This window comes from Micromonospora sp. DT201 (assembly GCF_049841575.1).
Lineage (GTDB): Bacteria > Actinomycetota > Actinomycetes > Mycobacteriales > Micromonosporaceae > Micromonospora.
In genome coordinates this window covers 115,420-140,172 of the sequence record NZ_JBNCKP010000015.1, presented here as the reverse complement: position 1 = coordinate 140,172, position 24,753 = coordinate 115,420, and the positions used below count along the sequence as shown (strand labels likewise).

General features: G+C 71.8%; 23 protein-coding genes and 2 pseudogenes. 7 read left to right on the top strand and 18 right to left on the bottom strand.

The window, feature by feature from the left end:
• Positions 1–4 precede the first annotated feature (4 nt).
• From ACLQ28_RS23115 to ACLQ28_RS23090, 6 genes are all read right to left on the bottom strand, one after another.
• On the bottom strand, positions 5–85 hold the full coding sequence (locus ACLQ28_RS23115) for a putative leader peptide (protein ID WP_357012022.1): 81 nt from the start codon (positions 83–85) through the stop codon (positions 5–7).
• 88 nt (positions 86–173) lie between these two features.
• Entirely contained in the window at positions 174–1,340 is a 1,167-nt protein-coding gene (locus ACLQ28_RS23110; RefSeq protein WP_425688350.1) for a bifunctional RNase H/acid phosphatase, read from the bottom strand.
• Between the two features lie 3 nt (positions 1,341–1,343).
• Positions 1,344–2,081 carry a zinc ribbon domain-containing protein gene (locus ACLQ28_RS23105; RefSeq protein WP_425688349.1) on the bottom strand — a complete coding sequence of 246 codons (738 nt, stop codon included), beginning with the start codon at positions 2,079–2,081 and terminating at the stop codon, positions 1,344–1,346.
• Positions 2,071–2,907: a Nif3-like dinuclear metal center hexameric protein gene (locus ACLQ28_RS23100; RefSeq protein ID WP_425688411.1), complete on the bottom strand. Its 837-nt coding sequence runs from the start codon at positions 2,905–2,907 to the stop codon at positions 2,071–2,073. The genes ACLQ28_RS23105 and ACLQ28_RS23100 overlap by 11 nt, the downstream gene beginning before the upstream one ends.
• A 118-nt stretch (positions 2,908–3,025) precedes the next feature.
• Entirely contained in the window at positions 3,026–3,598 is a 573-nt protein-coding gene (locus ACLQ28_RS23095) for a flavoprotein (protein WP_425688348.1), read from the bottom strand.
• 16 nt (positions 3,599–3,614) lie between these two features.
• On the bottom strand, positions 3,615–4,841 hold the full coding sequence (locus ACLQ28_RS23090; RefSeq protein ID WP_425688347.1) for a helix-turn-helix domain-containing protein: 1,227 nt from the start codon (positions 4,839–4,841) through the stop codon (positions 3,615–3,617).
• 248 nt (positions 4,842–5,089) lie between these two features.
• Between ACLQ28_RS23090 and ACLQ28_RS23085 the strand changes: the two genes are divergently transcribed.
• Positions 5,090–5,761 carry a bifunctional DNA primase/polymerase gene (locus ACLQ28_RS23085; protein WP_425688410.1) on the top strand — a complete coding sequence of 224 codons (672 nt, stop codon included), beginning with the start codon at positions 5,090–5,092 and terminating at the stop codon, positions 5,759–5,761.
• A 319-nt stretch (positions 5,762–6,080) separates the two neighbouring features.
• Here ACLQ28_RS23085 and ACLQ28_RS23080 read toward each other — a convergent pair whose 3' ends face one another.
• From ACLQ28_RS23080 to ACLQ28_RS23060, 5 genes are read right to left on the bottom strand one after another with little or no spacing between them, the layout of a single operon-like run.
• On the bottom strand, positions 6,081–6,803 hold the full coding sequence (locus tag ACLQ28_RS23080) for an FAD:protein FMN transferase (RefSeq protein WP_425688409.1): 723 nt from the start codon (positions 6,801–6,803) through the stop codon (positions 6,081–6,083).
• A 49-nt stretch (positions 6,804–6,852) separates the two neighbouring features.
• Entirely contained in the window at positions 6,853–7,449 is a 597-nt protein-coding gene (locus ACLQ28_RS23075) for an FMN-binding protein (RefSeq protein ID WP_425688346.1), read from the bottom strand.
• Positions 7,450–7,461: 12 nt separating this feature from the next.
• Positions 7,462–8,880: a ferredoxin reductase family protein gene (locus ACLQ28_RS23070; protein WP_425688345.1), complete on the bottom strand. Its 1,419-nt coding sequence runs from the start codon at positions 8,878–8,880 to the stop codon at positions 7,462–7,464.
• A complete protein-coding gene (locus ACLQ28_RS23065; RefSeq protein WP_425688344.1) occupies positions 8,877–10,259 on the bottom strand; it encodes a DUF1501 domain-containing protein in 1,383 nt (460 codons plus the stop codon). Before ACLQ28_RS23065 ends, ACLQ28_RS23070 begins: the two co-directional genes overlap by 4 nt.
• 8 nt (positions 10,260–10,267) lie before the next feature.
• Positions 10,268–12,367 carry a DUF1800 family protein gene (locus ACLQ28_RS23060; protein WP_425688343.1) on the bottom strand — a complete coding sequence of 700 codons (2,100 nt, stop codon included), beginning with the start codon at positions 12,365–12,367 and terminating at the stop codon, positions 10,268–10,270.
• Between the two features lie 442 nt (positions 12,368–12,809).
• Between ACLQ28_RS23060 and ACLQ28_RS23055 the strand changes: the two genes are divergently transcribed.
• Positions 12,810–13,067 (top strand): DUF3040 domain-containing protein, encoded by a 258-nt coding sequence (locus ACLQ28_RS23055; protein ID WP_355028062.1) that lies wholly within the window; start codon positions 12,810–12,812, stop codon positions 13,065–13,067.
• Positions 13,068–13,071: 4 nt separating this feature from the next.
• On the opposite strand, the gene ACLQ28_RS23050 is transcribed toward ACLQ28_RS23055, so the two are convergent.
• The 4 genes and pseudogenes from ACLQ28_RS23050 to ACLQ28_RS23035 all read right to left on the bottom strand — a co-directional run bounded on the left by ACLQ28_RS23050 (position 13,072) and on the right by ACLQ28_RS23035 (position 18,264).
• Complete coding sequence (locus ACLQ28_RS23050) at positions 13,072–13,974, bottom strand: SWIM zinc finger family protein (RefSeq protein ID WP_425688342.1); 903 nt, start codon at positions 13,972–13,974, stop codon at positions 13,072–13,074.
• A pseudogene (locus tag ACLQ28_RS23045) lies at positions 13,971–16,364 on the bottom strand (DEAD/DEAH box helicase); the annotation flags it as partial. The gene ACLQ28_RS23050 and the pseudogene ACLQ28_RS23045, both read right to left, overlap by 4 nt.
• Positions 16,365–16,949: 585 nt before the next feature.
• Positions 16,950–17,420, bottom strand: a pseudogene (locus ACLQ28_RS23040) (ATP-dependent helicase); the annotation flags it as partial.
• A gap of 325 nt (positions 17,421–17,745) precedes the next feature.
• Positions 17,746–18,264 (bottom strand): DinB family protein, encoded by a 519-nt coding sequence (locus ACLQ28_RS23035; RefSeq protein ID WP_425688341.1) that lies wholly within the window; start codon positions 18,262–18,264, stop codon positions 17,746–17,748.
• An 82-nt stretch (positions 18,265–18,346) separates the two neighbouring features.
• Here ACLQ28_RS23035 and ACLQ28_RS23030 point away from each other — a divergent pair, with 82 nt between their 5' ends.
• Positions 18,347–18,553 (top strand): hypothetical protein, encoded by a 207-nt coding sequence (locus ACLQ28_RS23030; RefSeq protein WP_110565668.1) that lies wholly within the window; start codon positions 18,347–18,349, stop codon positions 18,551–18,553.
• An 8-nt stretch (positions 18,554–18,561) separates the two neighbouring features.
• On the opposite strand, the gene ACLQ28_RS23025 is transcribed toward ACLQ28_RS23030, so the two are convergent.
• Positions 18,562–19,704: a polysaccharide pyruvyl transferase family protein gene (locus ACLQ28_RS23025; protein WP_425688340.1), complete on the bottom strand. Its 1,143-nt coding sequence runs from the start codon at positions 19,702–19,704 to the stop codon at positions 18,562–18,564.
• A 396-nt stretch (positions 19,705–20,100) separates the two neighbouring features.
• On the opposite strand from ACLQ28_RS23025, the gene ACLQ28_RS23020 reads away from it, so the two are divergent.
• The 3 genes from ACLQ28_RS23020 to ACLQ28_RS23010 all read left to right on the top strand — a co-directional run bounded on the left by ACLQ28_RS23020 (position 20,101) and on the right by ACLQ28_RS23010 (position 22,824).
• A complete protein-coding gene (locus tag ACLQ28_RS23020) occupies positions 20,101–20,844 on the top strand; it encodes an SDR family NAD(P)-dependent oxidoreductase (protein WP_425688339.1) in 744 nt (247 codons plus the stop codon).
• Between the two features lie 91 nt (positions 20,845–20,935).
• Positions 20,936–21,439, top strand: coding sequence for a SigE family RNA polymerase sigma factor (locus tag ACLQ28_RS23015; protein ID WP_425688338.1), 504 nt, complete (start codon positions 20,936–20,938; stop codon positions 21,437–21,439).
• The gene (locus ACLQ28_RS23010) at positions 21,436–22,824 is read left to right on the top strand and encodes a hypothetical protein (protein WP_425688337.1); all 1,389 of its coding nucleotides are present in this window, start codon (positions 21,436–21,438) and stop codon (positions 22,822–22,824) included. Before ACLQ28_RS23015 ends, ACLQ28_RS23010 begins: the two co-directional genes overlap by 4 nt.
• A gap of 37 nt (positions 22,825–22,861) precedes the next feature.
• Here ACLQ28_RS23010 and ACLQ28_RS23005 read toward each other — a convergent pair whose 3' ends face one another.
• Positions 22,862–23,410, bottom strand: a complete 549-nt coding sequence (locus ACLQ28_RS23005; RefSeq protein ID WP_425688336.1) for a hypothetical protein — start codon at positions 23,408–23,410, stop codon at positions 22,862–22,864.
• 73 nt (positions 23,411–23,483) lie between these two features.
• Between ACLQ28_RS23005 and ACLQ28_RS23000 the strand changes: the two genes are divergently transcribed.
• A complete protein-coding gene (locus ACLQ28_RS23000; RefSeq protein ID WP_425688335.1) occupies positions 23,484–24,173 on the top strand; it encodes a hypothetical protein in 690 nt (229 codons plus the stop codon).
• Between the two features lie 18 nt (positions 24,174–24,191).
• Here ACLQ28_RS23000 and ACLQ28_RS22995 read toward each other — a convergent pair whose 3' ends face one another.
• Positions 24,192–24,743, bottom strand: coding sequence for a DinB family protein (locus ACLQ28_RS22995; protein WP_425688334.1), 552 nt, complete (start codon positions 24,741–24,743; stop codon positions 24,192–24,194).
• Positions 24,744–24,753: the final 10 nt, after the last annotated feature.

Here is a 24,753-nt window from a genome sequence, read left to right as displayed (position 1 = left end):
GGCGTCAGATGGAGCGTCGACAGGCTGCGCTGGCGACGCGCAGGAGGTCGATGTGACCCCGCTTCGTCAGGTAAACGCTTCGCACGAACCGATCTTGAATCGGTGTCCATCCACTGTCAACAGTTCGGCACAGGTTCGGGCCATCGAGCCGGAACCCTCCCGGCAGATGGGAATTAGTCGATCTTGGCGAGGTGGGCGGTGTCGTTGACCGTGCGGACGGCGACGCCGCCGTCGGGCCACATGTCGAGCACCGAGATGCCGGCCGCGTCCAGGAAGAGCCGATGCAGGAACCCGTCGCCGGCCGCGAGCGCGTCGCGCAGCACCAGCTTGATCGGCGAGACGTGCGAGACGACCACCACGGTCTCCCCGGGGTACGCGGTGAGGAGCCCAGCTATGACGCGGTGGGCACGTTCGGCGACGTGGGTGAACGACTCCCCGCCCGGCGGGGCGATCCGGGGTGAGGCGAGCCAGGCGTCCATCTCCCCCGGCCACTGCTGGCGCACCTCGGCGAAGGTGCGCCCCTCCCACTGGCCGAAATCGCACTCGATCAGGTCGTCCTCGGTGCGGACCGGCACGTCACCGAGCGCCCCGGCGATCGCCGCCGCGGTCGACGTACACCGGGACAGCGGTGAGCTGAGCACGGCCGCGACGGACGGGGCCAGCGCGGCCACCCGCGCGCCGGTGGCCCGGGCCTGTGCCCGGCCCTTCTCGGAGAGCGGCACGTCGCCACGGCCGGAGTAGCGCCGCTGCTCGGTGTATTCGGTCTCGCCGTGCCGGACCAGGATCAGCCGGGTCGCGGTGAAACTCGGCCGCGGTTCCCACGAGGCCGGCGCGGTCGCCGGGTCGCTGCCGGTGGCCGGCGTAGCCGCGCGCGGACTGGTGGCCGGCGTAGCCGCGCGCGGACTGGCCGACGTAGCCGTGGGTCGACCGGCAGCGGCGTCCATGGCGGCGTTGGCGAGCGCGTCGGCGTGTCGGTTCTGTTCGCGGGGGATCCAGGCGAACCGGACTGCGGCGAACCGGCCCACCAAACCGGCGGCCTGAGCGGCGAGGGGTCGCAGGCCGGGGTGCTTGATCTGCCACCGGCCGCACATCTGCTCGACCACCAGCTTGGAGTCCATCCGGACGTCCACCTCGGCGGCACCCAGCTCGGCGGCGGCGGTCAACCCGGCGATCAGCCCCTGGTACTCGGCGACGTTGTTGGTCGCCGTGCCGATCGACTCGGAGCGCTCGGCGAGCACCTCCCCGGTCTCCGGGTCGCGCACCACCGCGCCGTAGCCCGCGGGGCCGGGGTTGCCCCGGGACCCGCCGTCGGCCTCGATGGCGACCACGCGCGGTGCCACGACCTACAGACCTGACTCGTTGGTGCGGACCATGATCCGTCGGCAGTCCTCACAGCGGACCACGTCGTCCGGGGCGCTCTTGCGGATCCGGGCCAGGTCGGCACCGGAAAGCTCCAACCGGCACCCGCCGCAGCGGCCCGCGGTGAGCAGCGCGGCACCGAGCCCGGTGTCCTCGCGGATCTTGTCGTAGAGGTTGACCAGGTCGCCGGGGAGGTCGGCGGCGAGCGGCTGACGGGCCCCTCGCTTGAACTCCTCCTCCTTGGCGATCTCGGCCATCGCGTCGTCGCGGCGCTGCTCGGTGGCGGCCCGCTTGTCACGGGTGTCGGCCAGCCGCTGCTCCACGCCGTCCAGTACGCCCTGCGCGGTCTCCCGCTGCTCCATCAGCTCCAGCTCGGCGTCCTCCAGGTCGCCCTGGCGCCGGTTCAGCGAGACCAACTCGTGCTGGAGCGCCTCCAACTCACGGGCCGGGCCGGTGCCGGCGGCCAGCCGGTTCTGGTCCTTCTCCTTACGGGCCCGGACCTGATCGACGTCCTTCTCCAGCCGGGCGATGTCCCGGTCCAGGTCGTCGACGGCCACCTGGGCGCGGACCCGCTCGTCCTCCAACGACGACAACTCCCGGGCCAGCGACTCCAGCTCGGCCCGCTCGGCAAGCGTTCGCCTGCGGTGGGCGAGCTGGGCGAGGTTGGTGTCGATCGCCTGGAGGTCGAGCAGGCGGCGCTGCACCTGAGGGTCAGCCTTCACGGTCGGGCTCCTTGTCGTCCACAGCGGGTGCGGCGGCGTGCACGGTCCACGGGTCGGTGTCCAGGTCGGACACCAGCGTCTCGACGCCCAGTGCCTCCCGTAGGAGGGCGGCCAGGTCGTCCAGCCACGGTCGTTCGGTCGCCCAGTGGGCGGCGTCGATCAGGGCGGGACCATCGGCGGCGAGGTGCTCGCCGGCCGGATGGTGCCGCAGGTCGGCGGTGAGAAACGCGTCCACCCCGGCGGCGGTCGCGGCGCCGAGGAAGCTGTCCCCCGACCCGCCGCTGACGGCGAGGGTACGAACCATACGCCCGGGATCCCCTGCGGCGCGAACTCCCCAGGACGTGACGGGGAGCACGGCGGCGGCGTGCCGGGTCAGCTCGGCGAGGGTCATCGGCTGCGGCAGCTCGCCGATCCGACCAAAACCCCGGTCGTCGCCGTGGGCGGGCGAGCCGGGCGCGGGCCGCTGCAAGGGGCGCAGCCCGGTCAGCCCGAATCGGGCAGCGAGGGCGTCGGAGACGCCCGGGGCGGCCACGTCGGCGTTGGTGTGCGCCGCGTAGAGCGCCACCCCGGCCCGGATCAGCTGGTGGATGATCCGCCCCTTGAAGGTCGTCGCGGCGACCGACGAGACCCCTCGCAGCAGCAGCGGGTGATGCGAAACGATCATGTCCACGTCGGCGGCCAGCGCTTCGGCGACCGTCTCGGGCACCACGTCGACCACACAGAGCACCCGGCGGACCGGGGCGGCCGGCTCACCGAGCACCAGGCCCACTCGGTCCCACTCCTCAGCCCAGACCGGCGGATAGCGCCGCTCCAGCTCGGCCACCACGTCAGTCACCGTGGGGGCGGATCCGCTTGTGCTCACGGCGGGCCAGCTTACCGGCGCGGAGGCGGCCCAGCGGTGACGCCCGGCCCGACCGCGCCGTGCGAAAGCCCAGCCGTGAGCGCTAGGCGACGCTCCAGGAGACGGCCTGCAGCGCGGCCAGAGGCTTCGCCCACGGGAAGGCGTGCAGGTGCTGCTCCCCCGTGCCCGGCGGATGCAGGGCGATCACCTGATCACCGAAGAGCACCGTGACGCCCCACTCGGCCAGCCGGGCCACCCCGGCACGAAACGCCGGGTGGGAGGCCATCGCGTCGTTGGTGTACGGCACCGCAACGACGGGGACGCCCTTGCCCTGCGCCTCGATCAGCAGGCCGAGCGCGAGGGTGTCGGTGATCCCGGCCGCCCACTTGTTGACCGTGTTGACGGTGGCCGGGCAGACGATCATGGCGTCGGCGGGCGGCAACACGTCCGGGTCACCGGGGTTCTTGTAGTGCGTCCGCACCGGGTGACCGGTCTGCCGAGTCAGGGCCGCCTGGTCGACGAACTTTGCGCCGTCCGGCGTGGTCACCACGCAGACGTCCCAACCATCCTGTTGGGCAAGGTCGACCAGACGACCGACGTGCCGTGCCAGCGGCGAACCGCAGGCGATGACGTAGAGCACCTCGCGGTGCCCGCTGTTGCGCGATGAACCGGCCATCAAACCGGCTCCGCGCTCATACCCCTACTCCCATGTGCTCAGCCAACTCCGCTACCGGAGAAGGCGGCGCACCACGTGTGCGACGAAGGACGTCCGACATCACCTCGTGCGCGATCGGCCGGCAGCGGATCTCCGACGGGGCGAGTCGATCACCCAGCAGAAGCATCTCGCCGGCGTTCGCCACATCGCCCAGTTGGGCGTACCCGCGGGCGATGTCGAGCAGGTGGTGGGCGCGGCGCTCGGGCAGCAGCGCGTTGAAGGAGGGCTCCGCGATCAGCTGGTGCACCTCCACGGCTCGGCCCCCGTCGCCCAACTCCACCGCGGCGGCGGCCCGGTGCAGTTGGACATTTGTCGGGCCGAACGACGTCCAGTAGTGGTTGTGGTCGCCCCCGAGCAGGTTGGCGGCCTCCTGCGCACAGTTGATCAGGTCGTCGACGCTGGCCGAGTCGCCGATGCGGGACGCGGCCATCGCGCCCTGGAGCAGCAGCATCCCGTAGACGGAGAGCCGGGCCGGGGAGACCTCGTTACTGCCGCCCGGCGCCAGCCGGTTGGCGATCTGGACGTTCAGCTCGAGCGCGGGACGAGCCCGGCCCATCGCGACCAGGGCGTTGCAGACCCGGGTGGTGGCGATGCCAGCGAGCAGCGGGTCGTCGGCCCGCTGAGCCACCGCCATCGACCGGTCCGCGGCCAACCAGGCGAGCTCGCACTCGCCGAGCTTGCGCAGCACCGAGGAGGCGATCTGGTAGACCTGCCCGAGCAGGTGAGCCGCCTCGGCGGCCTGCGCACCGCCGTAGGCGGCGTCGGCAGCCTGGGCGTCACGCAGCAGCTTGGGCAGCGCCCGGGTGAGCATCCCGTAGCGGCCGTACTGGTAGGTGAGCCAGGCATGGTTGACGGCCTTGCGCATGTCTTCCAGCGGTGGCGGACACGGCACCGCGTCGAAGTACGCGCTCATCGAGTCGTAGCGCTCCAGTGCCGCCCGGATCTCCTGCACCTCGATCTGGTCGATGCAGTTCAGCGCGTCGGTGCGGCGCTCCGGGTCCTTGCCCATGAGGAGCTGGACGTCCACCTGGAGGATGTCGGCGATCTCGTAGAGGACGGAGAACTTGTCCAACCGACGGACGCCGCGTTCGACCTTGTCCACCCAACTCTTCGACTTGCCCAGCCGGTCGGCGAAGACCTGCTGCGACATCTTGCGTCGGCCCCGCCAGTAGGCAACTCGCCGTCCTATGGGTAGCTCGTCCATCTTCCCATCCTCCCCTGCCGCCGGCGACCGATCGAGTCGCGGCGATGCCCGCGGGTGCGGCGGCCTTCGTTCACTTTCAGGTTTTCGCTGGTCGCACACGATGTACGTCAGCCGGACAGGCAACCCTCGTACTTTTCGTGCAAGTTGCACGGGCCGTTCGTCAACCTCAACGATTGCGGGTTACGGCAGTGACGGTGCTCGACATGCGACCTGGCGATCGCCGGGCCCGACGAGGGGAGATGGCACATATGTGGGGGAACGTCGTACCACGCGTCGCCGAACTGTCGCCGCTGGAACGGGTCCGGCTGCGCCGGGTCGCCATGCGGTACGCCGCACACGGCTGGGAGGTCACCCCGGGCGCCTGTCTGGCCCGCAGCCGCTTCGTCTGTGGGCGGGCCGGCTGTCCCACCGTGGGCTGCCACCCCGCCCTGGAAAACTGGGAGCTGGCCGCCAGCGCCGACCCGTCCCGGGTGGCCACCTGGTGGCGGAACCGCCCACACGGGGTGCTGCTGCCCACCGGCCGGGCCTTCGACGTGCTGGAGGTGCCCGCCCACCTGGGCCGGCACGTGCTCGACGCGGTGCAGATCCACCCGGCCGGCACCGGCGTACGCGGGCCGGTGCTGGTCACCCCCACCGGGCGGTGGATGTTCCTGGTCCGCCCCGGCGATCCGCTCCGGCCGGAGTTGGAGCACTGCTTCCACGTGGTCCGGCACGGGCCGGGCTCGTGGATCCCCGCGCCGCCCACCCGACTGCCGGAGGGGACGGTCCGCTGGGCGGTCGCCCCCGAGCAGGCCCGCTGGCAACTTCCGGATTCGTACCTCGTGCAGAACACGTTGATCGGGGCACTGCGCGCCACCGGGGTGACGCTCGCCCCCGACCTGCTCCCCGGTCACCTGCCGCTACCCCGACGAGGCATGTGAGACAAGCCCTGTCGACGATTCCATCCGGTGCCCGACAGCGTCGCCGGGGCGGCGGTCCTCGTTGACAGGGAGACGGCGCGAACGCGCGCCACGAACGGGGGAAAGATGTCCACGGACGACAGAGCGCCTCATCCCGGCGGCACCGAACCGCCCCGGCGCTCCCACCCACGGCACCGCTGGGCCGGCACCCGGCCGTCCGGATCACGCCCCGGCCGCCCACGCCCCACCGGCTCCCGCCCGGCCGGCACGCACCGCCCGCTCCGCTAGTCGGCCAGCGTCCCGCTGGCGGAGCTAGTCGGCCAGCAAGGCGCTGGCGGAGCTAGTCGGTCAGCGGGGCGCTGGCGGAGTGGTATTGGCGGGCGTCATCGGTGACGACGGCGTGGCTGTGGTCGGCGAGGCGGTCCAACCAGCCGAGACCGGTGACCCCCATGGCCAGGGCCGCGGTGGCGTACGCGTCAGCGACCCCGAGGTCGGTGCCGATCACCGTCACCGAGCGCAATCCGCTGGCCGGCGCGCCCCGGCGCGGGTCCAGCACGTGCCGGCCCCGCTCGTAGACGCCGGACGTGGCCACGGCCAGGTCGGTCCCGGTGAGCACCAGGCAGGTCGCCATGGCGTCCCACGGGTGCCGGATGCCAATGCGCCATGGCGCCCCGGCCGGTGAGAGGCCCCGCACGCGCACATCTCCGCCGGCGTTCACACAGTGGTTCGCGGCACCCGCGGCGAGCAGGCGATCCGAGGCGACCTGGGCTGCCCAGCCCTTGACGAAGCCGGACGGGTCGAGCCGCCCGGTGGCGTACGCGTCGAAGAACCCGTCGGTGGCACCCCACAGGTCAGCGCACGCCTCCAGCACGAACCGCAGGTCCGCCGACGCCTCGGAGAGCAACACCTCACCCCGGTCGAACCGGCACACCTCGCTGTCCGGCTTGTACGTGCTGAACCGGGCGTCCACCTCACGCATCCAGGCGAAGACCTCGTCGGCCAGTTGGCGCAGGGTCGCCGCTGGCAGGTCGTCGGCGAGGTCCAGGGTGATCGCCGTACCCATGATCTGTTCGACCCGGCACAGCCCGGGTCGGGTCATCGCCGCCGGCACGTCAGAACGCCTGCTCGATCGCGCCCCGCAGCGACTGCTTGTAGGAGTTGCTGGTCTCGGTGGCACCGGAGACGGTGTTGACGTTGGCGCTCTGCTTCTGCACCACCTCGCCGCCGGTGCCGTCGTACCTGCCGCTGACGTCGCCGCTGTGGATGTCGGATTCACCTCCGCTGGGCAGTGACAGTGCGACGGCGTCGACGATCCGGTTACCGGAGACCACGATCTGCACCTGGACGTACCCGTACTCGTTGTCCACGCCCGGCCCGGTGACCCGGCGGTTGGTCGGCTGCGGTGCCTTGGTGGTGGTCCGCGGCGCTGCGGGTGCCTTCGTGGTGGTGCGGGTGCCGGACGGCGGGGTGGTGCGCTTGCTGGGTTTGGGCGACGACGGCGCGTTGGGGGCCACCGACGGTGTCGGTGCCCCGGCCGCCGGGTCGGCGGGCGGGGCGGCGCTCGGGTCGACGCTCTGCGGGGTGGGGTCGACCGGCTGGGCGCTCGGCAGGTTCTGGGCGACCTGGGTGGCGGCCGGCGAGCCCTTGAACACCACAAGCGCGGTGGTGCTGGCGGCCAGGCCGGTGATCGCGAGCAACGCGCGACGCATGGGATTGCCTTCCTACAACTCGAACGTGGCCAGGTGGATCTGCCGTCGGGGCACGCCGGCCCGGCGCAGCGCGCGCACCGACTGCTCCACCAGCCCGGGTGGTCCGCACAGGTAGACGTCGCGCCGGGCCACGTCGGGCACCAGTTGACGCAACCCGTCCGGGCTGATCAGCTGACGGGGGCCGGGGTCGTCGCGGGAGCCGATGACATACCAGACCGAGGTGTCGCGCTCCTGAGCCAGCCAGTCCAGCTCACGGCTGAGCAGCACGTCGGCCGGGGTACGGGCCCGGTAGATCAGGGCGGCACCCGGCGGCAACTCCTCCAGCATGGCCCGGATCGGCGTGATGCCGCTGCCGCCAGCGATCAGCAGTGCCCGCTCGCGGACCCGGTGCGCGGCCGTGAAGGTGCCCGACGGGCCCTCCGCCCAGACCCGGGTGCCCGGGTCCAGGTCGCGCAGGTCCGCGGTGTGCGCACCGACGACCTTGACGGTGAGCCGCAACCAGCGACCGTTCGCGGCGGCGGAGACGGAGAACGGATGCGACTGCCACCAGCAGCCCCGGGTGAGGAAGCGCCAGCGGAAGTACTGGCCACCGAGCATTGCCAGCCGGCCCAGCCGCTCACCGGTGAGGTAGATGGAGATGGTGTCCGGGCTCTCCGCGATGACGTCGGCGACCCGCAGCTTGTAGCGCAGGTTGAACGCCAGCGGCACGATCACCCGACCCCAGAGTAGTGCGGCGACCACCAGCAGATAGAGCGCGATCCAACCGGTGCGGACCGGGCCGGGCTTGTACAGCTGCGCGCCGTGGGTGAACTGGTGACCGAAGCCGAGCAGCAGGATCAGGTAGCTGGACAGGTGCAGCAGGTGCCACAGCTCGTAGGGCAGCGCCCGCCGGATCGCCCGGATGCTGCTGAACCCGACCAACATCATGATGCCGGCGGCGACGAACGCCGAGACCATGTCCTCGTAGTCGCCGAGCAGCGTGCCCACCTCGGCGAGAACCGACTGGTTACGCAGGTCCGCGTAGCCGACGAGGATCAGCGACAGGTGCGCCAGCACGGCCACCAGCAGGGTGGCGCCGACGTCGCGATGCCAGCGGGCCATCTGCTCGCCGCCGATCCACCGTTCCAGCACCGGTAGCCGGCTCATCATCAACACCTGCACCAGCAGCAGGTAGCCGGCGACCAGGCCGCTGATCCGGCCCGCCGCGGTGACGGTGGCCGCGGTGCTCCGCAACGAACCGGCGGGGGTGCCCAGCCACCACGGCAGCACGCTGGCGAGCAGGCCGACCAGGAGCAGCGCGCCCAGCAGCCGCCGGCCGCCGGGTCCGCGCCGGTCCGGGATCTGCGGGGGTACGGGGGCAGGCGACCGGCCGCCGTGCCGGGACGAGGTCCCGGTACGACGGCCGGCGGCGTGGGTGTGCGAATGCGTCACGCGTACAGCTTCATCGGGGCGTACTTCTGGCGGGGGAAGACCTTGTCGACCTCCGCGTTGGTGAGCCCGAACCGGCCCTGAGCCACCGCGCCGTAGACGTTGAACATGTTGTTGTCCTCCGGCACGTCACCGGAGTCCAGCTTGTCCAGACCGTTCCAGTTGCCGAGCACAGAGCCGGCCAGCTTCTTGCCGGAGAGCAGGGTGACCACCCCGCCGTGCCCGTGGTCGGTGCCGCCACTGTTGGAGCCGACCCGGCGGCCGAACTCGCTGGACACCATGATCGTCACATCGGCGGCCTGCGGGCCGAGGTCGGTGAAGAAGGCGGCCATCGCGCTGGCCAACTCGTTGAGACGGCGGTGCAGTTGGCCGCCCTCACGAGTGCCCTGGTTCTCGTGGGTGTCGTAACCGCCCATGCCGACGGTGGCGACCCGGACGTTGGCACCACCCTTGATCAGCTGAGCGAGTTGCTTGAAGGCGTTGCCGACGCCCTCGTACTTGACACCCTCGACGGGCTGGTAGGGCTTGGCGGCCAACTGCTGGGCGGTGGCCAGCGCACCCATGCCCTCCTGCACGGCCTCCTCGACCGGGTGGTTGATCCCGGTGAAGAGCCCCTTGATGGCCTTCTCGGTGGCGGCCCGGAATCGTTCGTCGCCGTTGAGTCGCAGCGACCCGACGTTGTTCAGCGACAGCGCGCCGTTGTTGCCCACCAGTGAGCGGGGCAGCGTGCTGCCGATGCCGACGCTGCGGAACGCGGTGCCCTTGCCCAGGTTGTCGACCAGACCGTCGAGCCAACCCCGGCCGCCGGTCTCGTTGGGCAGCCCACCCAGGTTGCAGGCGTCCGCGGCCTGGAAGTGGCTACGCGACAGCCGTTCGTCGGAGGTCGCCGGGATGAAGCCCAGCTGACCGGCTGCGAGCCACTTCTCCAGCGGCTTGAACGCGCTTGTCAGTTTGAAGCCGCGGTCCAGGGCCAGCGAGTCGTTGCCGAGCAGCAGATCGGGGCGGGCCTTGGCGAGCACGGCGTCGTTGTCCGGCGCGATCAGGCTCAACCCGTCCAGCCCGCCGTAGAGGAAGACGTGGATCAGGGTGCCGGTCTTCGTCGCCGCGAACGACGCCGAGGTGGTGACGAACTGTGCGGTGGCCAGGGCGGTGGCGGTGGCCGCGGCACCGACGACGAAGGTCCGCCGGGTGACGCCACGACCGTCCTGCTGGGCCTCCTCCAGGTTTTCCAGCGTGCGGTAGCGGTCGAACTCGGCGGCGTTCTCGGCAGCGACGATGTCCGCCTCCGCGCGCAGCAACGCCTCGGCCGGGTTGTCGGCCAGCCGCCGCACGTCGGGGCATTCGGGGTGCAGGGGGAAAGATTTGTACACAGTCTTCTCCATCGGGTGCCTCACCGGAGGTGGTGCTGGGGGGAAGCGAGGATCGCCCGCGCTACGGCGGTGATGGCCCCGTTGAACGTGGCGTCGACCTTGGCGGTCGCCGGCACTCCGGCCACGCCGAGGATCAGGTTCTTCTCCCGCGTGCTCAGCTTCTGACCCACCAGCCGCAGGGAGAGTGCGTCCACGTACGCCCCGGCGGTGGTCGGCGGCTTGGCGACCAACTTCTCCGGTGCCGTGTACGTGAAGGTGGTGCGGTAGCCGGCGAGGATCTCGCCCGCCTCGTTCCAGCCGTTGACCATGGTGCCGGCCGACGTCCAGGCGACGTAGACATCCGGGTAGCCGTCCGGGGTGGGCTGACCCATCGGGTAGTGGCCCAGCTCGCGCAGCTTGTCGTGGATCTGCCGCAGGCCCCGGGCGTACGGCGTGCGCTTGTTGTCGCCGTTGTTGTGCTTCGGCGACGCGTCAGGCGAGACGCCCAGCGTGCGGTACGTGGCGACCAGGTACTCCATCGGCCGGCGCACCTTCTGGCCCACACCGGCCCAGAACTCGGAGGAGGAGAACAGCGCCATCAGCACCGGCTTGATCCGGCCGCTGTTGGTGATGTAAATCTTGGTGAGCCGGTCCACCAGGGACTTCGGCGGGGTGTCCGAGACGAACCGCGTCGCCAGACTCTGCGCGACGTACTTCGCGGTCGACGGGTGCAGTGCGATGTAGGTGATGTACGCGTCGATCGCCGCGTCGGCCTTCTTCGGGTCCGCCGAGTTGTTCGGGTGGCTGAACCCGAGGATCTTCACCTTGCCGACGTAGTGCTGCTCGGGCTTGAAGACGTACTTGCCGTCCTTGTCGATGCCGCGGCCCGTCTGCAGCATGGCGGCCTGCCGGACGTCCTGCTCCTCGTAACCACCGTCGACGCCGACCGAGTAGAGCTCGAGGTTCTCCCGGGCGAGGTTCTCGTTGATCGCGTCCTTGCGGGAGTCCTTCTGGTTCAGGTAGATCAGCAGCGCGGGGTGCTTGTTCGCGGCGGCCAGCATCTCCGGGTAGCTGCCCAGCGCGTGCTTGCGCACGACGTCCTGGTCGAAGGAGTTGCGATAGACCTCACCGCCGTCGAAGTCGGCGGCGACGTGCAGGAAGTCGTTCCAGAAGTCGACCATCACCTCGAACAGTTGGCGGTTGGACCAGATCTGCCGGGCGATGGTCGCGTCGACCATTTCCCGCTCCGGCTGGGCGCCCTGTTCGTTGAGCTGGTCCCGCTGGGCGCGCAACTGCTGCACGTTGAGCTTCAGGGTGGGCAGTTCGGTGAGCTTCAGCTCGGCCTTGCTCGGCTCGATCTTCTCCGGGGCCAACTGGGCGCGGATCCAGGCGTCGATGCCCTGCTTCTTGATGTCGGCGATCACCGCGGGCGTCGGCCCGAAGGTGGCGCGCCGGGCCAGGTGCAGGATCGGGTCCTTGGACAGCACGGTCTTGACGGTCACCGGGGTCGCCGCCGCGGCTGCGGCCGGACCGGGCAGGGTCCGTCCGCTGGTCGGCGCGTTCTTCTTCAGCGCCTCACCGGCCCGGGAGCCCATGTAGCTCTCGTTCTGCTCGGTGTAGGTGCGCACCGTGCTGGGCTGCTGGCCGCTGGGCCGCGCCGCGGTGCCGTCGGTCACCGTGCTGCCGGTCGCGTCGCCGGCGACGGCCTCGTCGCCGAACAGGCCGCGGAGCTGCGGGGTCATGGCGAGTGCCGCGCCACCGGCGACGACGGCAGCGGTGCCGCCGAGGGCGACCATGGCCTTGCGCCGGCCGACCTTGCGACCCGGCTCGTCGTCATCGTCCAGAGTGGGGAGTCCGGTGCCCGCTGGCCGCGCCGGGGCCGGACGGCCGAGACCCTCCGGGCCGACCCACTGCGGGCCGCGCGGCGCGGGGGCGGGGTGTCCGGCGTGCGCGTACCCGTCGCCGTACTGCTGGCGCGGGTCTGCCTGCGCGGGGTAGCCGCCCTGGTAGGGGTGGGGCGAGTCGTACCCGTAGGGTGCGGACGTGTTGGGGTCGCCGTAGCCGTCCGCGCTGTGGTGTTGGCGTCCGTCCCAACCGCGGTCGTCCCGCGGTCGACGTGGTGGCACATTCTGGTCGGCCATGTACCAATCCCGATTTCTGATGAGCGCCGAAAGCTGCGACCGGGCAGGTGCGGCAGGTGCGGCGACTGTTGCCTGAGGGGGGTTGCTACGGCAAGGTAGCCAAGGCCCCAGGTGCCTTCAAGGTGGGCTGAACACCCTTGTGAGGGCACTTAAGACAGCGCTCAGTGCGACATCTGGGGCAGGTGGCGGGCCGGGGACATGCGCGGACCTTCCCAGCAGGGCCTACGCGCGGCAGCCGGGCACGGATCGGACCACGACGCCGTACGCGACACTTTCCGCGCCGTTCGCCACCACAGGCAAACTTAAGGCTCGGGTAAGCCGGACATGAGGTGCCCTCACGTGCCCTCCCGGGAGGGAAAAGTAGCAGCAGCGGGCGAGCGTGAGCCGCCACCGCAGCGGGTATGCCGCCGAACCGCTGAACGCGTGAGGGGAAGGCAGCGCCATGCTCAGCAAAGAGGATCAGCGCAGGTTCGACCAGATCACCCGTCAGCTCCGGGAGAGTGACCCGGCCTTCTTTGCCCGGCTGGACCACCGGGCCCGGGCCCGCAGGGGCCGTTACCTGATGTTGTTGACCATCGTGCTGTGGGCGTCACTCCCGGCGATAGCCGTGTTCGCCGGTCGGCTGACCGGCGCGATCTGCGCGGTGGTGCTGGTGGCCAACGCAGCGATCATGTGGCGGTTCCGCCGCCGCTGGACGTGACGGCCTACCGGTCGGCCGGGCCGAACGCCCGGTACGCGCGGCGCAACCGTTCGAGCAGTCCCGGCCCACCGATGGCCGGCGCTGGCGCTCCGAGCTGGCGCAGTAGTAGGTCGGGGCCGGTCACCAGTCGGGGCGGCCGATCGGGCAACGGCACCGGCGGCATCCAGAACCGGTCCGCCGACTCGGCCAGCGGGGTCGCCGACAGCCCGGCGAGCGCACGAGCCGCGCCGATAGGCGACACGGTGTCCACTGCCGACCCTCCGTCGTCCGAATCGGACGGAGGATCGACCGGGTCAGGTGGCAGGGCGACACCGGTGGCCTCGACCCGCCGGGCGCGGAGCTCATCGAGCAGCTCCGCGCGGGATCGGCCGCGCCAGTGCAGCAGCTCGAACGGGTCCGCGTCGAACGCCTCGGCCAGCAGGTAGAACGTCGCCGCCAGGTGCTTGCACGGCACCGCGAAGTCGGGGCAGTTACACCGCTGGGTCAGCTCGTCCACCCCGGCCGGAAAGAGCGGCGCGCCGGCGGCGACGAACAGCTCCTCCAACTCGTCGGGGAGGTCCCCGGCGAGCAGGCGGGCGCTGAAGAACGCCTGCCCGGCCAGCTCCGCCTCGATGCGGGACCAGAGCGCGGCCGGGAACGGCTTCAGCGCGATGGACACCCGGTACGGCTGCGGCCGGGACCCCTGCACCACCGCACTGACCCGTCCCGGTGCGACGTCGAGCGTGAGCACCTGACCGGCCCGCGCGTACGACCGGCCCCGGGTGAGCCGGGTGCCGAGCGCGAACGACTCCAACACCTCCAGGAAACGCCGGGACCACCAGGACCTGCCGATCGCGCCCCGGGCGCTGCGCGCCCGCAGCCCCCCGTCCACCCGGCGGGGACGCCCGTAGTCGGCGAAGTCGGTCATTCGACCACCGCGCCGGCCTCCAGGGCGAACAGGTCACGCAACTGGCCGGTGGACAACTCGGTGATCCACTGCTCGCCGGTGCCGACCACCCGCTCGGCCAGGCTGCGCTTTTCGGCGATCATCGCGGCCACCTTCTCCTCCACCGTGCCGGCGCAGACGAACTTGCGGACCTGCACCCGTCGCCGTTGCCCGATCCGAAACGCCCGGTCGGTGGCCTGGTCCTCCACCGCCGGGTTCCACCACCGGTCCACGTGCACCACGTGATTCGCCGCGGTCAAGGTGAGCCCGGTGCCACCGGCCTTGAGGGAGAGGACGAACAGCGGCGGACCCTCCCCCGACTGGAAGCGCTGCACCATGGCGTCCCGCTCGGCCTTGCCGAGGCCGCCGTGCAGGAACAGCACCTCCCGGCCGAACCGCGCCGACAGGTGACCGCGCAGCATCGCACCGAACTCGGCGTACTGCGTGAACAGCAGAGCCCGCTCCCCCGCCGCCAGCACCTCCTCCAGGATCTCGGTCAGGCGGGCCAGCTTGCCGGACCGGCCCTCCAGCGGCGAGCCGTCACGCAGCAGCTGGGCCGGGTGGTTGCAGACCTGCTTGAGCCGGGTCATGGTGGCCAGCACCAGACCACGTCGTTCGATGCCGTCGCTGGTCTCGATCCGGGCGAGCATGTCGTCGACCACCACCCGGTACAGGGCGGCCTGCTCGGCGGTGAGGTTGCAGAGCACCTCCATTTCGAGCTTCTCCGGCAGATCCGAGATGATCGACGAGTCGGTCTTCAGTCGGCGCAACACGAAAGGGCCGGTGATCCGGCGTAGCCGCTCGGCGGCCTCGACATCGCCGTGTCGTTCGATCGGCTCGGCGAACCGTTTGCGGAACGTCGCAGCCGGCCCGAGCAGTCCCGGGTTGGCGAACTGCATGATCGACCAAAGGTCGGCGAGCCGGTTCTCCACCGGCGTACCAGTCACCGCCACCCGCTGCCGGGCAGGCAACGCGCGGACCGCCTCGGCCTGCCGGGTCGACGCGTTCTTGATTGCCTGTGCCTCGTCCACCACCACCCGGTGCCAGTCGATGCCGGCCAGGTCGGCGGCATCACGGGCGGCCACCGAGTAGGTGGTGAGCACCAGGTCCGCGCCGTGCGCGGCCGCGGTGAACTCCGCCCCCCGCGCCCGCTCCGCACCATGGTGTACGTGCACACGCAGCCTCGGGGTGAACCGCGCTGCCTCCCGCTGCCAGTTTCCGACAAGCGACATCGGACAGACCAGCAGGGTCGGCCCCGCCTCCGGCGGGTCCCCGGCGAGCAACGCGAGCAGCTGCACGGTCTTGCCCAGCCCCATGTCGTCGGCGAGAACGCCACCCAGGCCGAGCGAGCGCAGGAACGCAAGCCAGGCCAACCCGCGCTGCTGGTACGGCCGCAGCGTCCCCGCAAAACCCGGCGGCGGGTCCAGCGGGGTGAGCCGTCGCTCGACCGCCCCGGCGAGCAGGTCGCCCAGCGCCCCGTCGGCGGTCACCTCCAGCACCGGCAGCGCCCCGGTGGCCTCGCCGTCGGCCAGCCCGAGGCGGAGTAGGTCGACAACGGTCAGCTCGCCTGCGGAACGGAGCAGGCGCAGACCGGCAGCTAGCCGCCCCGGGTCCAGCTCGACCCAGCGGCCGCGAAGCCGTACCAGTGGGGTCTTCATCTCGGCCAGCGTCGCCAACTCCTCGGCGGACAGCGGCTGGTCGCCGAGCGCAATCTCCCAGCGGTAGTCGACCAGGGCGTCCAGACCAACACCGGAGTCGACGCCACCCACCGTGCCCGGCGCGGTGCGGCTGCGGGCACGCAACCGGGCGCCGAGCCGCGCCGACGGACGCTGCCACCAGGAGGGCAGCAGCACCCCGAAGCCGGCCGCGTGCAGCACCGGGGCACCCTCGCTGAGGAATCGGTGTGCTCCCTCGACGTCCAGTTCCATCGCCTCGGGGGCGGCGGTACGCAGCGCGGCGTCCAGGTCCGGCCAGAGCCTACTGGCCCGGCCCAACTCGGCGAGCAGCGTCTCCTGCGGGCTGGTCGTACGGCCAGCCAGGCCGGACAGCGTCTGCGGTGCCCGCCAGACCTGCCCGGCGTCGACGTGCAGACCGGGCTCGTCAGCCGCCTGCAGCCCGAATTCAAGCCGCCAACGCCCGCCACCGACCGACTCGACCGGCACCGTGTCGGCCGCTGGCGTGCTGTCGGCCGGCACCGGGCGGGTGGCCCCCGGCGTGCTGTCGACCGCCGGCGTGTTGTCGGCCGGCACCGGGCGGGTGGCCAGGATCGGTTCGGTGACCTCGTCGGGGGCCGGTTCCACCAGGCGGAAGCTTGCCCGCACCGCGCCACCGGCGGCGTCGCGCTGCCAGACGTCCAGCTCGGCCTGGAGAGTGGCCAGCGCGGCCGGGTCGAGAGTGAAGTCACGCCGGGGTCCGGCGAGCGCGGCCAACCAGGCCGGTGCCGGGCCACCCGGGCGCAGCCCCCGGGCCAGCGTGGTGATCGCGAGGGCAGCCCGCGCGGCGGCGTCGGTCAGCGCGTCGAGCGCATCCGCGACCAGCGCGGCGGCCGTCAACTCGGCCCCGCCCGCCCCCGTGGTCGCTGAGGCGGTGGTCGCCGGGACGGCAGGCGCTGAGGTGGTCATCGCTGGGACGGTGGTCGCTGAGGCGGTGGTCGCTGAGGTGGTCATCGCCGGGACGGTCGTCGGGGTGGGCTGCACAGCAGCGGCGGCCGGCGCGATGGCGGTGGCGGCTCGGGCGGCCGGTGGCAGGGCCAGCGCAAGCGACCGCGCCCAGCCTGCGTCGGTGCCGGTCAGCAGCGGACGCCAGACCGCCCGCGCCGGCACCGACTCACCAACACCCACCAGCACCGTCGCGGCAGCGCCCGCGGGCACCGACTCACCAGCGCCCGCGGGCACCGGCTCATCAGCGCCCGACAGCGCATGCACGCCAGCACCGGGTATCTGGGGAGCCGCAGTCGTGGTGACGCCGGGGAGCACCCGACCGCGGGTCACCAGGTCGGCGGCGAAGTCGGCCAACTCGGCGAGGTGACGCAGGGTGGCCCCGGGCACCGCCGGGAGGTCGTCCAGGGCGCGAAGGAGCGACAGCGCGTCGTCCGGGGCGTACACCAGCACGGGCACCCGCCACCCGGCCAGGGTGAGCCGGCCGCGGGCCGGGGGTGCGACGGCGGTCCGGATCAGCTCGGGTGAGTCGGTCGGCGCTCCCGCCCGGGTGGGCAGGGTGAGCAGCACGGTGTCCGGACGGGCCGGCTCGGCGGCGTCGGCGAGGACAACGGCCAGGTCGGCGTGCCCGGCGGCGAAGGGGTGCGAGCGTTCCCGGGGCGGTCGACCGGGACGGGCCGGCGGGGGCGGGGCGGCGCTGTCCTCGGCCCAGACGGCAAGGCCGGCGGTCGAGCTGTCGCCGGGCAGCCACAGCCCGTGGATGACCAGCACCTGCTCCCCCTCGTCGTCGCCCGCGCCCAGGATAGGCGGCCCACGTTGGGAGAGCATCCGCGCCCGCTACCGACACGCCCCCGCCCGTGGGCTCGGCGCTCGGCGCGATCCTTCGGTAGGTGTCGGCGCTGTGGGGCCCACCATCGATGCTTGCTGTGATCAGTTGATGAAAAGTAGGTCAGAGGTGGTCCTGACACCTATTTTTCATCAATTGATCAGGACAGTCACCACTGCCTTGGACCGCCGTTGGCGGGGTGGGTGGTCACCCGGGACACGGACCGGCGCGGAGCTCTTCCCGGGTGACGGCACGCAGGCGTCTGGCGGCTCAGAGCGCGCCGGACTCGCCGTCGGTCAGCTCCCGCAGGATGTCGGCGTGACCTGCGTGCCGGGCCGTCTCCTCGATCATGTGCACCAGGATCCAGCGCAGCGACACCTCGCCGAGCTGCGGGTGCGGCACCACGTGGTCGAGGTCGAAGCTCGCGGCGGCTGCCCGGGACCGCGCACAGGCCCGCTCGTACGCCTCGGTGAGCGCGGCGACGCTGTCCTGCTCGCCAAGCGTGAAGCTTGCCACCGCGTCCTCCTCCGAGGTCAGGTAGACGTCGCCGGGCCCGGGGGTCAGCAGGGTCGGGAACCAGTATCGCTCGACCAGGGTCAGGTGCTTGACCAGCCCGGCGAGCGTGGTCGCCGAGGGCACCAGCCGGCGGCCGGCGTCAGCGTCGGAGAGACCGCGCAGCTTGCGTAGCAGCACGGCTCGGTGGAAGTCGAGGAACGACTCCAGCACGGCGCGCTCGTCGCCGGTGCGGGCGAGCACCGGCCCAAGCGTCGGATCGATCGTCTGCTCCATCCGCCGACCCTAGCCACAGGCCGGGTCTCCCGCTGCCCCGCTAACCGCTGCGGGCGAGCGGCCCGACGGGCAGGATGGGCGCATGGCTTCATCCGTGCAGATCCTCCTCGTCGGCGGCACGGCGGACGGGCAGACCATCACCGTCGAACTGGACAGCAACGGCCGTCCACCGCTGACCCACCATCACCTCGGCCCGGGTGGGCTGGCCGAGGCGCAGATCTACGAGTTGGAGACCGCCCGCGAAGAGGCCCGCGAGTGGCACTACCGGTGGACCGGCCCGGCGGTGTGAACGCCCGCTCAGACCCGGGTGAGGGTCTGGCTGCGCAGGCCTTCCAACACACCGCGGGTGACCTCCGAGGTGCCCCGCGCCTGCTCGCACACCTCCGCCACCCGCCGGGCGGTGGCCTCGGCGCGTTCCTCCCGCTCGTCCCACAGCCGGTCGACCTCGGCCAGTAGCGGCCCCTCGACCTCCCGCTCCACGCCGCGCAGGGCCGGCACGCCGAGCCGCTGGGCCAGGTCGAAGACCTTGCCGGCGTACGGCAGGGGCAGGAACGGTGTGCCGACCATCGCCGCGAAGATCAGGAAGTGCAGGCGCATGCCGACGGCCAGGTCGAAGTGGCGCATCAGCCCGAGCACCTGCTGCGGGGTGTAGGTGCCGTGCAGGATCCGACCGTGATCGGCGGCGACCATGTGTGAGAGCACCCCGTGGGCGTGCCGGATGTCGTCGCGTTCCATCGGCACGAACAGCACGTACGCGTCGATCCGGTGCACCAGGAAGTCACCGATCTGGGCCAGCAGCCGGTGGTAACCGTCCACGTCGAGCCGTTCGGCGGCCCGTCCCGGCTCCCGCACGCTTATCCCGACAAGCCGCTTACCGACCGGCACACCCTCCTCGGCCAGCAGGTGGGCCGGGAAGTCCTCCGGCTGCAAGAGGAACGCCGGGTCCGCGGTGACCGTGATCGGGTTGAGCAGACCGGCCTCCTCCAGCACCATCCGGGACTCCTGGTCACGAACCGTCACCTGGGTCGCGCTGGAGAGAGTCTCCCGGACCATGCCGGTGTCCACCGCGTCGCTGAGCGGCCCGACCCCCACCGCGTACGTGATCAGGGGCAGGCCGCGTTCCTGGGCGACCCGGACCACCCGCAGGTAACGGCGGGCCTCCCGGTCGTAGAGGATGCCGCCGCCACCCAGGATGAGCAGGTCGAGCTGGGCCAGGACCAGGGCGGAGTCGGTACGGCTGACGCCCTCCCAGGGCACCGCTTCGACGTCCGGGTGGGCGGCTCTGGTGTGCTCCGGGTTGCGGGAGAAGACGATGATCCGGGCGTTCGGTTCCTGCGTGCGAAGATCGGTGAGCAGGCCGGTGAGGATCGCCTCGTCGCCGAGGTTTCGCCCACCGTACGAGCCCAGCACACCGATCGTCAGTCCGACACCGTGCGTCATCCGTCGCTCCTCCCCAGGTGCGGTCCGCGCCGGTTTCCCGCTGGGCAGGTGAACAACCCTGCGCGGGGACCGGTCCGGGTCGCGCTCGGTTGGGCGGGTTCCGCCTCGATGAGCGGAATCATCCGGCGTGTGTGCACGGCCCCGCGCCGCCGGGACCCTCCCCCACCCTCAAGATCCGCGCAACCTCGGTGATGTTGCTGTCTCGGCGGCCGTTGAGGCAGCAGGATCTCTGAAGTTGCGCGGATCTTGAGGGCGGCGGGGCGGCGGGCGGCGGGTGGCGGGTGGCGGGCGGCGGGCGGCGGGGCGGCGGGGCGGCGGGTATCGGACCTGGGAGTGGGAGCGACGGGTCCGATTGCCGCCAGACGGGGAGGTCGGGGCGGCCACATGATCATTGGCATGACGACCACACTCAACGACAAGGTCGCCCTGGTGACCGGGGGCTCCCGGGGTATCGGGGCCGGCATCGCGCTGCGCCTGGCGCAGGACGGGGCCGACGTGGCACTCACCTACCGGCAGGACGCGGAGCGGGCGACGGCCGTGGTGAAGCAGATCGAAGCCATGGGCCGACGCGCGCTCGCCATCCAGGCCGACGGCGTCGACCCGACCGCCGTACGCGGTGCGGTCGACCGGGCGGCCGCCGACCTGGGTCGGCTGGACATCCTGGTGAACAACGCGGCCGTCTTCCTGGTCGGCGCCATGGACGAACTCGGCTCGGCAGACGTGGAACAGACGATCGCGGTGAACATCCGGGCACCGTACGTCGCCGTGCAGGCGGCGCTGCGACACCTGGGCGACGGCGGACGGATCATCAGCATCGGCAGCAACGTCGGTGAACGGGCGGTCTTTCCCGGGCTGACGCTCTACTCGATGAGCAAGACCGCCCTGGTCGGGCTGACCCGGGGCCTGGCCCGCGAGCTGGGCCCACGGGACATCACCGTCAACCTGGTCAACCCCGGGCCGACGGACACGGACGCCAACCCGGCGGACGGGCCGAACGCGGCGGCCATCAGCGGATTCACCGCCGTCGGCCGCTACGCTCGCCCCTCCGACATCGCGGCCACCGTCGCGCACCTGGCCAGCCCCGAGGCCAGCTACGTGACCGGCGCGGTGATCAATGTGGATGGCGGCTTCACCAGCTGAGGAACCCGGGCGGCGTCGCCACAACAATCGGCGCCGCCCGGCCTCAACCATCTCCTGGGCGGGAGGCGTTCTCCTGGACGAGGGGGTGGGCATGGTCGAGTCGTTCCACGAATTCGTGGTGCACCGTTCGGCGGCTCTCTGCCGGACCGCCTACCTACTCACCGGTGACCACCAGCTCGCCGAGGATCTGGTGCAGACCGCCCTGGCCCGGACCTACCGGCACTGGAGGCGCGTTCGCGACGGCAACCCCGAGGCGTACGTGCGGCGGGTCATGCACCACCAGCAAATCTCCTGGTGGCGGCGACGTCGACTCGCTGAGCGGCTGGAGGCCGAGCCCACCGAACGGGCCGACAGGGACCACAGCGAGGCCACCACGTTGCGGTTGACGCTGAACGCGGCGCTACGCCAGCTCACTCCCCGTCAGCGGGCAGTGATCGTGCTGCGCTACTACGAGGACCTGACCGAGGCACAGGTCGCCGAGGTGCTGGGCTGCTCCCTCGGCACAGTGAAACGACACGGCCACGACGGTCTGCGCCGGCTACGAGCCGTCGCTCCGGAGTTGGTCGATGCCACCGCGGAGAGGAGCACCCGATGACCGACCGACTCCGCGAAGCGCTCCGGTCCACCGCCGAGGGCGTCCCGACGTACCCGGTGTACGACCGAGCCCTCGCCACCGCCCGCCGCGACCGGCGGCGTCGACTAGCCGCCGCCACCGGGGCAGTTCTGCTGCTCGTGGTGGCCAGTGTGACGCTGCCGTTGGCACGTACCCCCGCACCCGGGCCGGCCGCCGCCGCGGACGCCGCGCTGCCCGACCGGGTCGGCCTACCCCCGATCGGGACGCTGCACGTCACCGACCGCCCGCGGCTGGGTCCTGCGTCGGTCATCTTCAGCGGCTCCGCGTCGCGCCTGCGCGGTTGGAACGACGCGAGTGTCGTGGGAGTGGTCGGCGCGAACTCCGATCGCTACCGGATTCTGCGGACGGGAATGGGCGCGTCGGCGGGCGGATCTGTCCTCCTCTCCCCGAGCGGCCGGTACCTCGCCCGGCCGGCCGACGATCAGGACGACCCCGGTGTCGACGTCGTCGACCTGGTCGCCGGTCGGACCCGACACCTGAGGTCCACAGTCGACCGCACCACGGCGAGCACACCGATCGGCTGGTCCTCGGACGGCGCGTCGCTGATCGTTCGCGACGAGGTTCCGGTCGCCTTCGACGGGGCCACGTACACGTCGGTGCTGAACGCGGTCTCCCTCGACGCCGAGCGCTGGACCAGGCTGGCCGCCGGCGCCCAGGAGACGCACTTCGGCTCGACCGTCGCCGCCGCTCCGGGCCGGCTCGCCTACCAGTACGGCCGCACGGTCGCGGTGACCGACCTGAACGGCCGGGAGCAGTCCTCGTTCACCCTGCCCGACGAGGCCTGGCTGGCAGGCAAAGGCGCGTGGCATCCCGACGGCGCGGCGCTGACGCTGGCCACCCACCACCCGGACACCTCCGAGTGGACCCTGCGTCAGGTCGACCCGGCCACCGGGCAGGACGCCGGGTCGCTGCGTCTGCCCGCCGTGTCCGGGGCCGTCGCGATCCGGCTGCTCGGCTGGACACCGGACGGATCGGCGCTGGTGGCGGCCTCCGAGCCCGACCCCCACGCCCCCGAACCACCGCTTGAGGAGCAGTCGGATCTACCCACAGAGGACCCGGGCATCAGCCGTGTACGGGTGCTGGCGCTGGCCCCCGGTGCCACCGCGCCACGCACCGTGCTGACCGCGCCGGAGCAGGTGCTCGCCGTCGACGTCGCCGACCAGGTGATCCGCAGCGGACACGTCCGGGGCGCAGAACCACCCGGCGGCGTGGGCGGCCGGTTCTGGCGCTGGAGCTGCCTGGTCACCGCGCTGGTCGTCTGCGGAGTCGTGGCGTACAGCGGTCGGAGGCGGATCACACGGTGGCTCGACGATCGGCGGGGCAGGCCGGCCAGCGCAGCCCGATGACCTGCGTGCGACTCACCCAGCTGTCTGCTCGTCGGCGTCAGGCGTCGCGGTCCAACACCGGGCGCACCGCGTCGACGAACGAGATCCGGCGGCTGGTCCGTACCTCGATCGCCGCGAGCCAGCGTTCCCGGTGCCGGTCGCGCAGCGGCACCGCCGCATCTCCCGGCTCGTCGCCGAAGCGGCGCTGGTCGGCGTACTCGGTGGTGAGGCTGGTCAGCACCGACCGGGCCGCCGACGCGACCACCTCCGGGCCTTCCAGCAACACCAGGTTGTACGCCTCGTCGACGGCGCGCATCGCCGCGTACGCCTCGTCGTAGCCGGGCACCCGCACACCCCCGCCGGTTTCGAGCCACCGCCGGTCCAACTGCCGGTACGCCTGGTCGCAGGCGCTCAGGAACCCGACGTACGCGTCCCGCCGCAGCTCGTCCCGACGCGTCGCCCGCCGCTCGACGCTGTCCTGACGGGCAGCGGTGAGTTGGTGGGCCAACTGCCGGCGGGTGCTGAGCGCGCCGACCAACCCGGTCAGGGCGGCAGCGGTCAATGTGGACAGTGAGGTGATGAGCGCGACGGCGACGGTATCCTGCACCCGCCCATCATGACGCTTGCGTCGTGCGGGCGGCCGGCAGGCACGGGTTGCGCGGTCGGCCTACGGTGCCGTCATGCCCCTTCGTGCGGCGCGCCTGCTGGTCTGGCCCTTCGCCGTGACCGCGTTCGCCTTGCGGGCCTGCGCCGAGTTGTGGTTCAGGCCGCTGACCTGGCGGATCGACCCGAGTGATGCCGCCTTCGTGGCGTGGGTGGCCGTCCTGTCCGGCACGCTACTGGTGCCGTTGGCCGTCTATGCCCTGTTGACCAGGAGCACTTGGCGGCGACCGATGATCTGGCAGGTGGACACGAAGAAGCGCCGATTCGTCGCACCAGCAAACCCGACATGGATCGGCCAGTGGTCGATAACTCTCGGCTGGCTCGCGGCGGCCTTCGTGCAGACCGAACGGGTCGTAGGCGAGGATCGCGTGCGACTGGTCCAGACAACGGGCACTGTGGCGCTGGCCATCGCTGTCGCGGCCGTCGTCCTGGGCGGTATTGCGACCACCCTGCTGCTGAATCGGCCGCTCTTGGCGCTGGACCCCGATGGCATCACCACGCAGGGCCTCGTCCGGCGGACCGCCCTACGCTGGGACCGCCTACATCCGGGTAGCCCGCCCGTCGCGAATCCACCACCGGCCAGACGGCTGCACGTGGACCCGGTGTTTCTCGCGAACACCGTTCGGCATTACGTCGAGCACCCCGAGCACCGGCCGGCCATCGGCACTCAACGCGAACTGGATCGGCTCTGTCGCACGCTCACCTGAGCCCAAGCCGTACCCGGATCAGCGGGGCGGGTCCTCGCCGGTGAGCCCGTCCACCGATTCCCGGATCAGGTCGGCGTGGCCGACGTGCCGGGCGTACTCCTCGATCAGGTCGACCAGGACCCGGCGCAGGCTCGGCACGCGACCGTCGGGCCACTCACCCCGGGCCAGTTGCTCCGGCCCGGCGTCGGCCAGCAACTCGGCCACGGTGGCGCGGGAGCGGGCGACCGCCTCCCGCCAGAGCGTGTAGAGCTCCTCCGGGGTGTCCTCGGCGGCGGAGCGCCACTCCCAACCGGGGTTCGCGTTCCAGTCGACCGTCTCCCACGGCTGTCCGGGCGAACGCCCGGACAGCTTCAGCGAGAAGTAGAAGTCCTCGACGAACGCGAGGTGCTTGAGCAGCCCGCCCAGGGTGATCGACGACGGGCCGAGCGTCGCCCGCAGACCATCGGCGTCGAGCCCACCGGTCTTCCACGCGAGAGTCGCGCGCTGGCGGTCCAGGGAGCCCAGCAGGGTGGCGGTTTCGTCGCCCGCGATCGGCGGTTCGGGGTGACCGTGCTCGTCCGCGTTAGTCATGGTGATCGAG